We start from the raw sequence: 13664 nt of genomic DNA, 5'->3' as shown, positions 1-13664 counted from the left end.
TCATGACAGTCTCTTTGAACCTTAAAGCATCAGATTCGTACGCGTTGCAGGATTTATGTGGTGCCGATAACTGGGTGCTGAAACGGATTGAGCAGCAGTATCAGGTTCGCTTTCTGGGTCTGCCCGGAGATTGGAAAATCGAAGGTGCTCAGGCTGAGCTGGCAAGAGAAACCATGTATAAACTAATCAGGCTGATTTCCAATCGTTCGGATGAATTGACTCATGTGGATATTGAAGGCGCGTTAAAGGACCATAGTGTGGATGAGAAAAAAGAAAAGAATGTGAGCGAGGCCATCATTATTGCCGGTCGGCGTCGCATCGGTGGCAAAACACCGAATCAACGGGATTATCTGAAAACGATTCAGGGTAAGACGTTAACGCTGGCTGTAGGCCCTGCCGGTTCGGGCAAAACTTATCTGGCGGTTGCAGCAGCAGTGGCCGCCATAAACAGTAATCAGGTAGAGCGTATCATTCTTACGCGTCCGGCTGTGGAAGCAGGCGAGCGCCTCGGTTTCCTGCCGGGAGACTTGCAGCAGAAAGTAGACCCCTATTTGCGTCCATTATTTGATGCGCTCACCGATATGCTGGGCGTGGAGAAGATGAATGCTATGCTCGAGCAGAACCTCATCGAGGTGGCGCCACTTGCCTATATGCGCGGACGCACCCTCAACGATGCCTTTGTGATTCTTGATGAGGCGCAGAACACCACACGTGAACAGATGAAAATGTTTCTGACCCGTTTGGGCTTTGGCTCGAAAATGGTGGTTACCGGTGATGTGACACAGGTTGACCTGCCACGCCATCAACATAGTGGTTTGCTGCATGCGCTGCAGGTGCTCGAACATGTCAGTGATATCGGTGTCTGCCGTTTGAGCGGGCGGGATGTGGTGCGTCATCAGCTGGTTGAACATATCGTCAATGCCTATGAAGGGATGGAGAAAAAAACCGGTGATTGAGGTGGTTTTAGATGAGGGGCTGGAAGAGTGTTTCAGCCTGCCCGATGATATAGACCGGGCTGTTTTGTCTGCCTGCAGGGTTGCGGGTTTAACAGCCGGGAGCACGCCCGATCTCTGTATACGTTTTGCTCCTGATTCAGCTGTGCAGGAGCTCAATCATCAATGGCGTGGTAAAGACAAGGTGACTGATGTACTCAGCTTCCCGATGCAGGAAGGTCCATCGTATGATCTTGATCAACCTCTCGGGGATATTGCACTTGCCGTGCCGTTTATTCAGCATGAAGCCATGCGTTTGAACCTGCCGCAATCGGCACATGCCCTTCACCTGATTATCCATGCAACACTACATTTGCTCGGTTATGATCATATCGATGATGAGGATGCGGACCGCATGCAGTCGCTGGAAAAAAAGGCCATGGCAACACTCGGTCTGCACGAACCTTATCCCCTTGATGTGTCCGACACGGAGATGACATGACAAACCTGATCCAGAAATGGATGTTGTTGGGACGTAAGTCACTGATCGAACATATGCGGCCGGGCAGGGATGAAGCTGAATTACTGGCTGTGCTTGGCAGAGCCGAGGCAGTTCAGTCCGACGAGCAGAGAACCATGCTTGAGCAGATGATAGTTTTTAACGATACCCGCGTACGCGAAGTCATGGTGCCACGCTCGGACATACATGCTGTCACCGTGGACACGCCATTGGCAGACGTGGAGCGCATGCTGATTGACAAGGGTGTCAGTCGCTTGCCTGTCATCGAAGATGATATCGACCACGTTCTTGGCGTGGTACATGCACAGGATGTTGTGGCTGCTCGAATCACAGGTGACAAGAGCACACTAACCAATCTGGTACGTCCTTGCCTGCGTGTATTGGAGCTGGAGCAGGTTTCAGGTCTGCTGTCTGAAATGAAAGAGGCTTCCTGTCATATTGCCATGGTGCTGGATGAATATGGAGGTACTGCCGGTTTGATAACCCTGCCTGATCTGCTTAAAGAGATTGTGGGTGAAATCAATGAGGCCGGTGAAGCTGATGATATTGAGTTTCATCCTTTGCACGATGATAGTTATATGGTTCAGGCGCGCATGCATATTGAAGAGCTGAGCGAAGCTCTGGGCGTGACATTGCCTCAGGGCGACTATGACACTGTTGCGGGTTGGATTACGGCACGCCTGGGACGGATTCCCAAGCAGGGTGAAACCGTGAAACTGGACGGGATCCAGATTCATGTGCTGGAAGCAGATCCCCGCCGTATCAGCAAAGTGCGTTTGCAGCGCCAGCAAGATCATAAGAAAGTATAAGTGACACGCAGCCCCAATCAATTACATGTATTGATAGCACTCGCGCTGGGTGCGGTGATGCCATTCACTTTTTCACCTTACGACTTTGCATGGCTGGCTATTCCGGTTTTGATTGGCTGGTTGTGGCTGATCTGTCAGGGCTCAGCATTTCGTATGGGATATGCATTCGGCTTTGGCTGGTTCGGATTTGGAGCCTGGTGGCTTGCCCCAACCCTGCATACATTCGGGCATCTGCCCTGGGTTATGGCTGCATTTTGTGTGATGCTGGTGGGTGCAGTGATGGCTCTGCTTCCCGCACTCTGGGCCTGGCTAACAGTAAAATCGGCAGGCAATACGCGCTGGGTTCTGGTTTCGTTTCCACTGGCTGCAGTGGCATCTGAATGGCTGCGCGGCCATATCTTTACCGGACTTCCCTGGACCGCTCTGGGTAATCTGATGCTTGATACGCCAGCCATCGGTTGGGCTTCCTGGTTTGGCGTGTATGGCATGGCGCTGTTGCCAGCCTTGATTGCCGCAGCCTTGTTGCTGCTTCTCACGCATGAGGCAAAAAAATGGGGGAGCCTTGGCCTTGTGCTTGCAACGGCACTGGTTGTACTGGCTCCCCAGCCGAATACGGGTGAAGGTCCGGTGTATCAGGCGGCTTTGGTACAAGCGAATATTCCGCAGGACAAGAAGTGGGACTCTGCCTTTTTGAATGAGACGATGTTCAGGTATGCAGGTCTATCCGATAACGTCGCACAAACGAGTGATATCATCATCTGGCCGGAAGCTGCCGTGCCATTTTTCCTTTCCCGCTCACCGAGGTGGAATGCCTGGCTTGGTGATCAGATTACATCCTGGGAAACGCCTCTGTTATTCGGAGGTTTAAAACTGACGGGTGATTCTACGGCAAACAATGGCCTGTTTGCGCATGATCCCCTGCAGGCAGAACGTCAGTTTGCAGGCAAGCAGCATCTGGTTCCGTTTGGCGAATATGTACCTTCGTGGATTCCTTTCCTGCATGCGCTGGTACCGGAAATTGCCGATTTCAGGCCGGCTGAAGATACAGGTGTGGTAGAGGCTCGCGGGATTCAGTATGGGGCACTGATTTGTTATGAATCGCTGTTTCCTGAACAGGCACGTTTTCGTGTGGAGAATGGCGCACAGGTACTGGTGAATGTTACCAATGATGCCTGGTATGGCACGACTCCGGCTGCCTGGCAACATTTTCAGGCGGCCCGCATGCGTGCCGTTGAAACCGGACGTTATGTGTTGCGTGCAGCCAATACCGGGGTAAGTGCAGTCATTAGTCCGGACGGCAAGGTGCTGGCAAGTCTGCCATGGTGGACCAAAGCAGCTTTGCAAGGAGAGTTCCAGTTATCTGATGCACGCACCCCATTTGTCCGGTGGGGTGATGGACCTTTGCTGATTACGCTACTATTGTTATTTATTCCTCTGGTCAGAGGCAGGAGAAAGGATGACTAGAATGCAGCAGGTATGTGTATTGGGGGCCGGTTCATGGGGAACAGCACTGGCGCTGGTATTGGCACGCTCCGGTCACAGGGAGGTGCGTCTGGTTGCCAGTAGCGATGCGCAGGCAGCCGAGATCAATGAGACGGGTGAAAACCTGCGTTATTTGCCAGGCATTGCCTTGCCGGGAAATATCGAAATCACTGCAGATGTGCAGATGGCGATTAAAGATATTGATATATGTGTTTATGCGCTGCCCTGCGTGGCAGTAAGTGATTTTTTACCGCTGCTGGCGGATGGGGCTTACCCCGTGGTTGCAGCATGTAAGGGTTTACATCCGGAAACGCTACAGCGAACCGATGAGATGCTGGCTGAATATATTGATAGAAGTCGCATTGCCTTGCTCTCAGGCCCAAGCTTTGCAAAAGAAGTTGCCGAAGGGCAGCCGACAGCTATTACCATGGCTGCTGAAAATATCAGCATGGCAGAAAAGGCCGCATCTTATTTTGATGATACCAATTTCAGGATCTACCTCAGCGACGATATTGTCGGCGTGGCTATGGGTGGCGCTTTGAAAAATGTGATTGCGATTGCTGCAGGCATGGCCGATGGGCTGGGGCTGGGCCATAATTCAATTGCTGCAGTTGTGACACGTGGTTTGGCAGAAATTTCCCGACTGGCTCAAGCCTGTGGTGGCAGGCCTGAAACACTGATGGGTCTCTCAGGCCTGGGTGATCTGGTATTAACTTGTACGGGCTCGCTGTCGCGAAATCGTCAGTTCGGCATGGCTATTGCACAGGGTAAGGATCTGACAGCGGCCATAGAAGCGATCGGTCAGGTGGTAGAAGGTGTGCGTACTGCAGAAGCAGTGCATCAGATGGCAGGGCAGATTCAGCTTGAGTTGCCGCTGATGCAGTCTATTCATCTGGTTCTCTCAGGAGAGCTGGCCATTGCAGAAGGATTAAAGCAACTGATGTCTCGTCCGGAGAAGGCAGAATAAACAGTGGACGAGGATAAGCTGTTTGCTGATGCGATGACCCTGGTGAAGCCTATCGGACCTACATCGAAGAAACAGCCGCCGCAAAAACAACAGCCCAAAAGAGTCCCGCGCTATGCTGTTAAACACCCTCGTTTGGTAAATGAGAGAGATCAATCGCCTCAGGCTTCAGCACACGTAACTGACGACCCCTGGGTGTTGAGGGCTGATGGCATTTCTCGTGAACGCTTGAAACAGCTGGCAGCAGGCAATCCGGCAGTGTCTCTGACGCTGGATCTGCATGGTTTAACCCGCAATGAGGCGCTGGATCTTCTGGATAATGAGTTTCTGCAGGCAATAAGCCGCAAGCAGCGCGTCATCGCGATTATTCATGGCAGAGGGTTGCATTCACAGGGTAAACCGGTGCTGAAAGATGCTGTTTACCAATGGTTGCGGGATGGCTCTATGGCCAGATTTGTTCTGGCGGTCATGCCTCAGCCGGGCAGTGGTGGTGGTGCATGTCTGGTGCTGTTGCGACGTAAGGTCTGAGACTCAATGAGCCTGAACCGTCTGAAAAGGATGGTCGATGCCTCACTACTCCGTTATACTGGTTGCATGAATTTGATGAAATATATCCTGCCTATGATTTGTTTAAACCTGCTGGCCTGTCAGGCTTTTGCTGAAGAAGATGAAGTTTTGCCGCCTCCTGTCGTGGCGGAAAGCAGAGCTGATTCAGCAGATCAGGATACGCAGAGTGAGCCGGAAAGTGCACCGAATCTGCACGAAGAGTTCAGTGCTCCGGACACAGGGCAAGCCGTAGATATTCGCTCTTATCAGCGTAATGATGGCGCAAAAATCACCGAATATGCGATCAGGGGGCGTGTCTTTAAAATCAAGGTTCAGCCTGCCGGTGGTCTTCCTGCTTATTACCTGCAAGACAGGGATGGTGATGGTGTATTTGAACAGCGACTTCCCGGTGGCGGCAAGCGTATTTCACCACCATCATGGGTATTGAAAGAATTTTGAGTCATGCCGGTTAAAGTTCCGGCCCTGACTGTTATTACTGATAACTCCCGTTTTTCGGGAGAGCCGTTTTTCGACACTGTTGATTCTGCTTTAAAAGGCGGCGTGGATGCTGTGCTGGTGCGTGAGAAGGATATGGACTCGGCCCGCTTGCTCGCTTTTGCCTCGAGGCTTCGCCAATTGACGCATCAGCACGGAGCAAAATTAATCATTCATAGTCAGGCGGATATTGCCTCTGCGGTGGGCGCAGATGGTGTGCATGTGGCAGCTGAGGGCATCGATCATATTCCATCGATCAGGCTCTGGTTGAATGATGCTGAAAAAACAGTCTCGGCATCATGTCATAATCTTGATGAAATAAAACAGGCTGAAGCTGCGGGTGCAGATTATATTTTTTTGTCACCGGTATTCCCGACGGATAGTCATCCGGGAGCGCCGTGCCTGGGGCCTGAAAAATTCCAGCAACTTGTCGAGCTGACAAAACTGCCGGTGGTCGCACTGGGAGGCATATGCCGCGAAAACCGTGGGCAGTTACATGTGAATGGTTGCGCAGTGATCGGGGCCATTCTGTCCGCTTCTCAACCGGCAGCGATGGCAAAGGAGTTACTATAACAGGAGTCTTAAGCTGTATTAGTTGTCCCCCATATGGGGGACTATTCAGCTGGAGCTACGTTGTTATAATTACGAATTGTTCAGTTCGGGGGGCATTAGGGGTGTGGGATTCCTGGTGGCTATCACAGGGACGTGGGGATTCTTAGCATGCATCAAAACCGATCTATTAACCGTTCAGGCGCAATATCGTACCGTCTTCTGATTAATCAGGAGGATGATGTGTTGCGGGTGAAATTAAGCGGTCAGTGGGCTTATCGTGATTCAAAGGCTTTTTGGGCCATGGTTGTACGCAAGTCTCAGGCAAGAGGCTTAAATAAGGTGTTAGTGATGTTTCAGCTTGTTGATTCGATTTCGATACAGCAGGCATGTGAACTGGCCAGAAGCGCCAGTATTGCTTTCCGTGATCAGAATATTCGTCTGGCGGTTGCGGACTGCAACAAGCGTTCATTTCCCAATATCTCATTCTGGCAGATGGCTGCAGATGGCTCAAACAGCTCACAGCTGTTTGAGCAGATGAATGATGCCGAGCAGTGGCTTGAGAACAATTAAACCGGTCACAGTCAGATGAAAAAATTAATGTTAATGCGGCATGCAAAATCCAGCTGGAGTGATTTTGGCACCAGCGATTTTGATCGCGAATTAAATGCACGCGGCATGCAGGATGCGCCTGAGATGGGTCGCAGGCTTGTAGCTAAAGCAATGGTTCCTGATGCTTTTCTGGTCAGCACAGCCAGACGTGCCCGAGCCACGGCCAATCTGATGGTGCCTGAGCTTGGTTTTTCCGTAGAAAACATACAGTTCAAAGATGAACTCTATCTGGCCAGCCCTGCTGAAATGCTAAAGCTGATTCGCCAGACCTCCGATCATGTTCAGACACTGGCACTGTTGGCACACAATCCGGGTATTACCGAGCTGACCAATCGTCTGGCCAAAACCTGGATCAATAATATCCCCACCTGTGGTGTTGCGGTGTTACAGTTCCAGATTGAGCAGTGGCAGAATATCGATAATCATGCCGAACTGCTCGATTTTGATTATCCTAAGCGAGTGAGCTGACTTTTTACCAGATTGCATGTGTATGACTTTGGCGTAAGCAACATTAAGCCTATGGATGCTTTTTTTCAGTGCAGGCATAGAGTTCCATTCCATGATCGGCGACAAACTTAAAACAATTCTGCCTGCCCTGCTGCTGACACTGCTGGGTTTTGCTGTGGCCTATCAGTTTGTTGATCCGGCTCCGCCCAGTGAGCTGACTTTTTCTGCCGGTTCAAAGCAGGGGGCCTATTATGCGCATGCACTGGCCTATCGGGATTATTTGAAACAACGCGGTATTACCGTGAATATTCTCGAGTCTGCCGGTTCTCTGGAGAATGTTGAGAGACTGAAAAGTGCCGGAGCCGATGTGGCCTTTGTACAGAGCGGTATTGCCGATCCTGAAGATGTGGAGCTGATGTCGCTTGGCAGCATGTACTATGAGCCGCTCTGGGTGTTTGTGCGTGCAAACTCACCCTTCAAGTCACTGAACGCGTTGAAGGGCGCTAGCGTTGCTGTGGGTGCAGAAGGCAGTGGAACCCGTGTACTCAGCCTTCAGTTATTGAAGGAAAATGGAGTCGATGCAAGTAACAGCAGCTTGTTGCCTGAGTCAGGTAGTGACGCGATTGCCTCACTGCTGACCGGTCGTGTAGATGCAGTATTCCTGGTGGCTTCAGCACGTGCAGAGACGGTATATCAGTTAAATCGTAATGCTAAAGTCCGACTGCTCGATTTTGATCGTGCCGATGCCTATACACGCCGTATCCCTACATTGTCTGCATTAACCCTGCCGCAGGGTGCTCTTGATCTGGGGCGTGATGAGCCCAGACAGGATATGCAACTGCTTGCAGCTACGGCAACGCTAATGGTGAATGCCAACCTGCATCCGGCTCTGCAGGACCTGCTGATGCAGGCTGCAGCACATGTGCATGGTGGCAGGAGTCTGTTTTCTACCGCAGGTGAATTTCCAACCGCGCTGTATACCGCATTACCGCTGAGCAAAGAGGCCGAACGCTATTACAAGTCCGGGCCATCATTTTTACAGCGCTATTTGCCATTCTGGGCAGCGACACTGGTAGATCGGCTGAAAGTGATGCTGCTGCCCTTTATAGCACTGTTGATTCCGCTGTTTAAAGTCATGCCACCATTGTATCGATGGCGTGTGCGTTCACGCATCTATCGTTGGTACGAAGAGTTGAGCCGTATCGATGAGGCTTTGGCAGATGGTTTTGATCAAACACTGTTGGATGAGTTGGATCGTATTGAGACAGATATCAGACAGGTCCACGTACCGCTCTCGTATGCTGATGAATTGTATAACCTGCGCATGCATCTTTCGCTGATTCGTGATTCAGCTGAAAAGGAAAGGAATGAATATGAATAAAAGACCCATTGAACTGCTGGCTCCGGCAGGAACCATCCGCAATATGCGCTATGCCTTCGCCTTTGGTGCGGACGCCGTATATGCCGGCCAGCCACGTTATTCATTACGTGTACGCAATAACGATTTTCAACTGGAAAACCTGAAGACAGGCATTGATGAGGCGCATGCACTGGGTAAAAAGTTTTTTGTGGCCAGCAATCTTTTACCGCATAACAATAAGCTGAAACGCTATCTTGAGCATATGCAGCCGGTCATTGATATGAAACCGGATGCACTGATTATGGCTGATCCGGGCCTCATCATGCTGGTGCGTGAGCGCTGGCCTGAAATGCCGATCCATCTTTCTGTACAGGCGAACACAATGAACTGGGCAGCGGTGAAATTCTGGCAGTCGATGGGTGTGTCTCGCATTATCCTGTCACGCGAACTGTCACTGGATGAGGTTGAGGAAATTCGCCAGCAGTGCCCGGACATCGAACTGGAAGTGTTTGTACATGGTGCACTGTGCATGGCTTATTCCGGCCGCTGTCTGCTTTCCGGTTATTTCAATCATCGGGATGCCAATCAGGGCAGCTGCACCAATGCCTGTCGTTGGGAATACGGTATGGAAAAGGCTGCCGAGGATATCTCCGGTGACATTATTCCGATTCAGGTGCTCGATGGCTTGAATGCCCAGCCGTTTGCCGATACAGGTAACGTCGAGCGTCATCCTTTAGCGGATCAGGTTTATACGCTTACTGAACCGAATCGCCCGGATGAGCAGATTCCTGTGTTTGAGGATGAGCATGGTACTTATATTATGAACTCGAAAGATCTGTGTGCTGTGGAGCATGTTGAGCGTCTGGTAGAAATCGGAGTTGATTCCCTGAAAATCGAAGGTCGTACCAAATCACATTATTATGTGGCGCGTACCTCACAGGTTTATCGCAAGGCCATTGATGATGCGCGTGCCGGAAGGCCCTTTGATGAGTCCCTGATGTTTCAGCTTGATGGATTGGCCAGTCGCGGGTACACCGATGGTTTCTACACGCGTAAGCGCTCATCCAGTACCCAGAGCTATGAAACCGGTAACTCACAATGGCTGACCCAGCGATTTGTCGGAGAAGTGGTTGCATATGATGATGAGACGAAATTGGCTGAAGTGATTGTAAAAAATAAATTTTCAATTGGCGACTCTATTGAACTGATTAATCCGGATGGCAATCACACCTTTATAGTCGAATCAATTAATGATGCCCGTTACGGCAATCCTATGGAGGCTGCGCCTGGCAGTGGCCATCAGGTGAAGATTCCAGTGCCTGTGAAGCCGGCTGAGAATGCTCTACTGGCGGTTAATCTGGCCGCGTAGGTAGATTTTTGCGCAGTTGCTGAATCAGTGCGTAAGGCCTGTGTACATCCAACAGGTGATTCAGACGGGGGACTGACTCTGTCTGGCCGGGCAACATCAGGTCACTCTGATAGAGGTTGGAGATTGCTTCCGGGGCGAGCGCGATAATGCCGGAGCCGTTCGGACCTTCGTACACATGCATGTCGGTGATCTCTTCAATCGCAACAGATCGTACAGCTTTGGTTCTTATGCCGTTTAAAATAATAACCCGTTTATCGGTGATGCCATAAAAGGTTTTCTCCCGCATCTTGGCATCGTAAAAGAAGCGGCCGATAATCAGGTAAAGGCCTATGAAAACAAAGGGTAGTCCCAACAACATGAAAAATAGCGGAGCATCACCGGTGATGACCTGGAATTCCCAGTAAATGGCGAAGCCACCCCAGAGCATACTGAACGGGATCATCATGGAATCGGATGGACGCAGGAACATGCCCTGGCGGGGCTGGGCGCTCCATAACAGGGTCTCAGATGCATCCAGTTCAGCGCTAACGACTGCTTTATGATCATACATGCTGCAAATATCCAACTATTTGAGACTATTCTCAATAGCCGGTGATAGCAGGCTGTCATGCAAGATTGATCTGCGGCGCAGTTGAAAAAGCTCAGGGGCTAACAGTTTAGGTGATTTTCTGCGATACTGCGGCGCGCGCCCGCGGCAGCCGGCGCAATCACGGTTTTATAGAGGCTTAATCATGGCGATGAAATACAATACTGACGATCTTCGTATCAGTGGCATGAGTGAAATTGCAGCACCCGAACAGGTGCATGCTGAATATGAAATTTCAGAAACTGCTGCCCGAACTACCCATGATGCCCGTGTTGCTATCCATGATATTCTGCATGGTGAAGATGATCGTCTGCTGGTGATTGTTGGACCGTGCTCAATCCATAACCCGGATGCTGCGCTTGAGTATGCCCGGCATATCCAGCGCATGCGTGAAGAACTGGGTAAAGATCTTCTGATAGTTATGCGCGTTTACTTCGAAAAGCCGCGCACGACTGTCGGCTGGAAAGGTTTGATCAATGATCCGAATCTGGATGGCACATTCGAAATTAATAAAGGTATCCGTCTCGCCCGCAAATTATTACTGGATGTGAATGAGATGGAGGTGCCTGCAGGTACAGAATTCCTTGATCTGATTACCCCGCAGTATGTTGCTGATCTGGTCAGCTGGGGTGCGATCGGTGCTCGTACGACTGAATCACAAGGGCATCGTGAACTGGCCAGTGGCCTGTCATGCCCGGTTGGTTTCAAGAATGGCACATACGGTGGTTTCCAGATTGCTATTGATGCAATTCATGCCGCCAAACACCCGCATGTATTTATCTCCCTGACCAAAGAGGGTAAATCAGCTATTTTCTCCACCTCCGGTAATGATGATTGTCATATTATTCTGCGTGGTGGTAAGGAGCCGAACTACGATGCAGCCAGCATCGCCGGAGCAGTCAGCGAACTTCAAAGTGCGAAACTATCCTGTAGCTTGATGGTGGACTGTAGTCATGCCAACAGCAGCAAGCAGTTCAAACGTCAGATTGATGTTGGCGAAGATCTGGCGAATCAGATCGCAGATGGCAACCGCTGTATTACGGGTGTGATGATTGAATCGCATTTACATGAAGGTCGCCAGAATGTTGTGGCTGGTGAAGAACCTGCATTCGGTATCAGCGTAACCGATGCCTGTCTGGGTTGGGATGATACTGAAGCTTTACTACATCGCCTGGCCGAATCGGTTCGCCAGCGCCGCGAATCGTAAACTCACGACTTCAAGAGCATTAAAAAGGCGCAGTTTTCACTGCGCCTTTTTTGATTGTTCGGGATTTTATCAGCCTTGCTCTTTCTTTCTCGATTCGTTTACACGCAGGGTGCGGCCAGCATAATCGGTATCGTTAAGACTACCTATGGCTGCCTTGGCGCCGGCACTGTTCATTTCTACAAAAGCGTAACCTTTGAAACGTTTGCTGCGGCGATCTTTGACCATGCGGATATCAACCACATCACCGAAAGGTGAGAACAGGTTTTTGATATCATCGCGACCGGCATTGAAAGGCAGGTTGCCGACATAAATACTGCTGGTGCCACCGTTATCCGTATCGCTGGCACTGTCTGAAGCAGGATATAAAGCCACCAGCAGGCCACCGAAAATGGTGCCAATGGTGATACCTGTAGCGAACAGTGATGCAACAGGTATGCTGGCAGGATCGATGGCAGAAACGGCAAAGAACCCAAGCAGCGACGCTACAATGGCAGCGATGAAAAGCTTAATAAAACAGGAAAAACTCATGAATACTCCATGCCTGCGGAACCCGGCAGGCCAATTTCAGAAAAGTTCGGGAACGGGAACTTCTCTCGCTGGCAAGACTGCCAAAAAAATCGATAAAAGACACGTTTATCCACAAAATATGGTGGATTTACGTTCTGTATCTATGCGATAGCATGGGCCGATGAGTAGAAAAGTTATTCCTATCCAGGTTGAAAATCAGGGCGAGCCGATGGCAGGCAAGCCCAAGTGGCTGAAAGTGCGTGCGCCGATGTCGCGTGAATACAAAGATATTGCTGAAATGATGCGTGAGTTGAAGCTCAATACCGTATGTGAAGAGGCCTCCTGCCCGAATATCGGCGGTTGCTGGAAGCAGGGTTCGGCTACATTTATGATTCTGGGGCGGGTATGCACGCGTACCTGTGCATTCTGTGATGTGGAGACCGGCAGGCCTGATCCGGTTGATATGGACGAGCCGGTAAATCTGGCAACAGCTGTAGCCAAGATCGGTTTGAAACATGTGGTTATTACATCTGTGGATCGTGATGACCTCAAAGATGGCGGTGCCGGCCACTACGCCTCGGTTATTACGGAACTCAAAAAACGTCAGCCGGATGTCACAGTCGAAATTCTGACGCCGGACTTTCAACGCAAACCTGCGAGTTGTCTGGAAACGGTCATCGCGGCAAAACCGGATATTTTTAACCATAATCTTGAAACAGTACCTCGCCTGTATCGATCTGTGCGGCCGGGAGCCCGTTATTATACCTCTCTGCGACTGCTGCAGCGGGCAAAAGAGCTGGATCCGAATGTGGTAACCAAGTCGGGTATCATGCTTGGCCTGGGCGAGGAGCGGGATGAAGTATTACAAGTGCTTGATGATATGCGTGAAGCGAATATCGATATCCTTACCATGGGCCAGTATCTGAGGCCGAGCGCCAAACATCATCCGGTGATGAAATACTGGAGCCCGGAAGAGTTTGATGAGTTGAAATACCTTGCCGAGAAAAAAGGTTTCGGCATGGTGGCTTCCGGTCCGCTGGTGCGGTCATCATTCCATGCTGACGAAGTATTTCAGGCGCTAAAGTTAAAGTCTGAAAAACAACGCTAATTTGTACTGAGCACAGCTATTCTGTACTGGCACATCGCTAATATGTGTCAATCAGCACCCAAAATTGACCCCCCATCAGCGTCCAATTTTGACCCCCTAAAGTCTGTTTAAATCATGCTCTATTTTTGAATCTCCAGCTCTCATTTCCGGTCTCTATAATGTCACAATGAT

16 protein-coding genes are annotated in these 13664 nt (G+C 50.5%); 14 read left to right on the top strand and 2 right to left on the bottom strand.

The annotated features are described in order from the left end of the window. Nucleotides 1-2: 2 nt before the first annotated feature. From MMIC_RS05080 to trhP, 12 genes are all read left to right on the top strand, one after another. Nucleotides 3-956, top strand: coding sequence for a PhoH family protein (locus MMIC_RS05080; RefSeq protein WP_072659382.1), 954 nt, complete (start codon nucleotides 3-5; stop codon nucleotides 954-956). Further along, nucleotides 925-1434: an rRNA maturation RNase YbeY gene (ybeY, locus tag MMIC_RS05075; protein ID WP_072659381.1), complete on the top strand. Its 510-nt coding sequence runs from the start codon at nucleotides 925-927 to the stop codon at nucleotides 1432-1434. Before MMIC_RS05080 ends, ybeY begins: the two co-directional genes overlap by 32 nt. Next, nucleotides 1431-2261: a hemolysin family protein gene (locus tag MMIC_RS05070; RefSeq protein ID WP_072659380.1), complete on the top strand. Its 831-nt coding sequence runs from the start codon at nucleotides 1431-1433 to the stop codon at nucleotides 2259-2261. The genes ybeY and MMIC_RS05070 overlap by 4 nt, the downstream gene beginning before the upstream one ends. Further along, a complete protein-coding gene (lnt, locus tag MMIC_RS05065) occupies nucleotides 2262-3725 on the top strand; it encodes an apolipoprotein N-acyltransferase (RefSeq protein ID WP_227819370.1) in 1464 nt (487 codons plus the stop codon). It begins immediately after the preceding gene. Continuing rightward, a complete protein-coding gene (locus tag MMIC_RS05060) occupies nucleotides 3718-4710 on the top strand; it encodes an NAD(P)H-dependent glycerol-3-phosphate dehydrogenase (protein ID WP_072659379.1) in 993 nt (330 codons plus the stop codon). Before lnt ends, MMIC_RS05060 begins: the two co-directional genes overlap by 8 nt. Before the next feature lie 3 nt (nucleotides 4711-4713). Further along, a complete protein-coding gene (locus MMIC_RS05055; protein WP_227819369.1) occupies nucleotides 4714-5235 on the top strand; it encodes a Smr/MutS family protein in 522 nt (173 codons plus the stop codon). 66 nt (nucleotides 5236-5301) lie between these two features. After that, nucleotides 5302-5712 carry a DUF2782 domain-containing protein gene (locus MMIC_RS05050; RefSeq protein WP_171966459.1) on the top strand — a complete coding sequence of 137 codons (411 nt, stop codon included), beginning with the start codon at nucleotides 5302-5304 and terminating at the stop codon, nucleotides 5710-5712. 3 nt (nucleotides 5713-5715) lie between these two features. Next, complete coding sequence (locus tag MMIC_RS05045) at nucleotides 5716-6321, top strand: thiamine phosphate synthase (protein WP_072659377.1); 606 nt, start codon at nucleotides 5716-5718, stop codon at nucleotides 6319-6321. A 147-nt stretch (nucleotides 6322-6468) separates the two neighbouring features. Continuing rightward, on the top strand, nucleotides 6469-6870 hold the full coding sequence (locus tag MMIC_RS05040) for a hypothetical protein (RefSeq protein WP_072659376.1): 402 nt from the start codon (nucleotides 6469-6471) through the stop codon (nucleotides 6868-6870). A 15-nt stretch (nucleotides 6871-6885) separates the two neighbouring features. After that, complete coding sequence (locus tag MMIC_RS05035; protein ID WP_072659375.1) at nucleotides 6886-7377, top strand: SixA phosphatase family protein; 492 nt, start codon at nucleotides 6886-6888, stop codon at nucleotides 7375-7377. Between the two features lie 91 nt (nucleotides 7378-7468). Further along, the gene (locus MMIC_RS05030; protein ID WP_072659374.1) at nucleotides 7469-8737 is read left to right on the top strand and encodes a TAXI family TRAP transporter solute-binding subunit; all 1269 of its coding nucleotides are present in this window, start codon (nucleotides 7469-7471) and stop codon (nucleotides 8735-8737) included. Next, nucleotides 8730-10085: a prephenate-dependent tRNA uridine(34) hydroxylase TrhP gene (trhP, locus tag MMIC_RS05025; RefSeq protein WP_072659461.1), complete on the top strand. Its 1356-nt coding sequence runs from the start codon at nucleotides 8730-8732 to the stop codon at nucleotides 10083-10085. Before MMIC_RS05030 ends, trhP begins: the two co-directional genes overlap by 8 nt. Here the strand turns inward: trhP and MMIC_RS05020 are convergent. Beyond that, nucleotides 10069-10635 (bottom strand): YdbT family protein, encoded by a 567-nt coding sequence (locus MMIC_RS05020; protein WP_072659373.1) that lies wholly within the window; start codon nucleotides 10633-10635, stop codon nucleotides 10069-10071. The two genes, trhP and MMIC_RS05020, sit on opposite strands and share 17 nt — an antisense overlap. 181 nt (nucleotides 10636-10816) lie before the next feature. On the opposite strand from MMIC_RS05020, the gene MMIC_RS05015 reads away from it, so the two are divergent. Further along, on the top strand, nucleotides 10817-11878 hold the full coding sequence (locus tag MMIC_RS05015; protein WP_072659372.1) for a 3-deoxy-7-phosphoheptulonate synthase: 1062 nt from the start codon (nucleotides 10817-10819) through the stop codon (nucleotides 11876-11878). A 69-nt stretch (nucleotides 11879-11947) separates the two neighbouring features. Here MMIC_RS05015 and MMIC_RS05010 read toward each other — a convergent pair whose 3' ends face one another. Beyond that, nucleotides 11948-12406, bottom strand: a complete 459-nt coding sequence (locus MMIC_RS05010; protein ID WP_072659371.1) for an RNA recognition motif domain-containing protein — start codon at nucleotides 12404-12406, stop codon at nucleotides 11948-11950. Nucleotides 12407-12566: 160 nt separating this feature from the next. On the opposite strand from MMIC_RS05010, the gene lipA reads away from it, so the two are divergent. Then, nucleotides 12567-13493, top strand: coding sequence for a lipoyl synthase (lipA, locus tag MMIC_RS05005; RefSeq protein ID WP_072659370.1), 927 nt, complete (start codon nucleotides 12567-12569; stop codon nucleotides 13491-13493). Nucleotides 13494-13664 lie beyond the last annotated feature (171 nt).

It is taken from the genome of Mariprofundus micogutta (genome assembly GCF_001895085.1).
Taxonomy (GTDB): Bacteria; Pseudomonadota; Zetaproteobacteria; order Mariprofundales; family Mariprofundaceae; genus Mariprofundus; species Mariprofundus micogutta.
This window is presented reverse-complemented; position numbering and strand designations above follow the sequence as displayed.

Coding starts and splice junctions, on each gene's coding strand:
- ybeY (WP_072659381.1), top strand. CDS start 925: ATGAAGGGATGGAGAAAAAAACCGGTGATTGAGGTGGTTTTAGATGAG.
- MMIC_RS05040 (WP_072659376.1), top strand. CDS start 6,469: ATGCATCAAAACCGATCTATTAACCGTTCAGGCGCAATATCGTACCGT.
- MMIC_RS05010 (WP_072659371.1), bottom strand. CDS start 12,406: ATGAGTTTTTCCTGTTTTATTAAGCTTTTCATCGCTGCCATTGTAGCG.
- MMIC_RS05060 (WP_072659379.1), top strand. CDS start 3,718: ATGACTAGAATGCAGCAGGTATGTGTATTGGGGGCCGGTTCATGGGGA.
- MMIC_RS05030 (WP_072659374.1), top strand. CDS start 7,469: ATGATCGGCGACAAACTTAAAACAATTCTGCCTGCCCTGCTGCTGACA.
- MMIC_RS05070 (WP_072659380.1), top strand. CDS start 1,431: ATGACAAACCTGATCCAGAAATGGATGTTGTTGGGACGTAAGTCACTG.
- MMIC_RS05050 (WP_171966459.1), top strand. CDS start 5,302: ATGAATTTGATGAAATATATCCTGCCTATGATTTGTTTAAACCTGCTG.
- MMIC_RS05020 (WP_072659373.1), bottom strand. CDS start 10,635: ATGTATGATCATAAAGCAGTCGTTAGCGCTGAACTGGATGCATCTGAG.
- MMIC_RS05045 (WP_072659377.1), top strand. CDS start 5,716: ATGCCGGTTAAAGTTCCGGCCCTGACTGTTATTACTGATAACTCCCGT.
- MMIC_RS05080 (WP_072659382.1), top strand. CDS start 3: ATGACAGTCTCTTTGAACCTTAAAGCATCAGATTCGTACGCGTTGCAG.
- MMIC_RS05035 (WP_072659375.1), top strand. CDS start 6,886: ATGAAAAAATTAATGTTAATGCGGCATGCAAAATCCAGCTGGAGTGAT.
- MMIC_RS05015 (WP_072659372.1), top strand. CDS start 10,817: ATGGCGATGAAATACAATACTGACGATCTTCGTATCAGTGGCATGAGT.
- lipA (WP_072659370.1), top strand. CDS start 12,567: ATGAGTAGAAAAGTTATTCCTATCCAGGTTGAAAATCAGGGCGAGCCG.
- trhP (WP_072659461.1), top strand. CDS start 8,730: ATGAATAAAAGACCCATTGAACTGCTGGCTCCGGCAGGAACCATCCGC.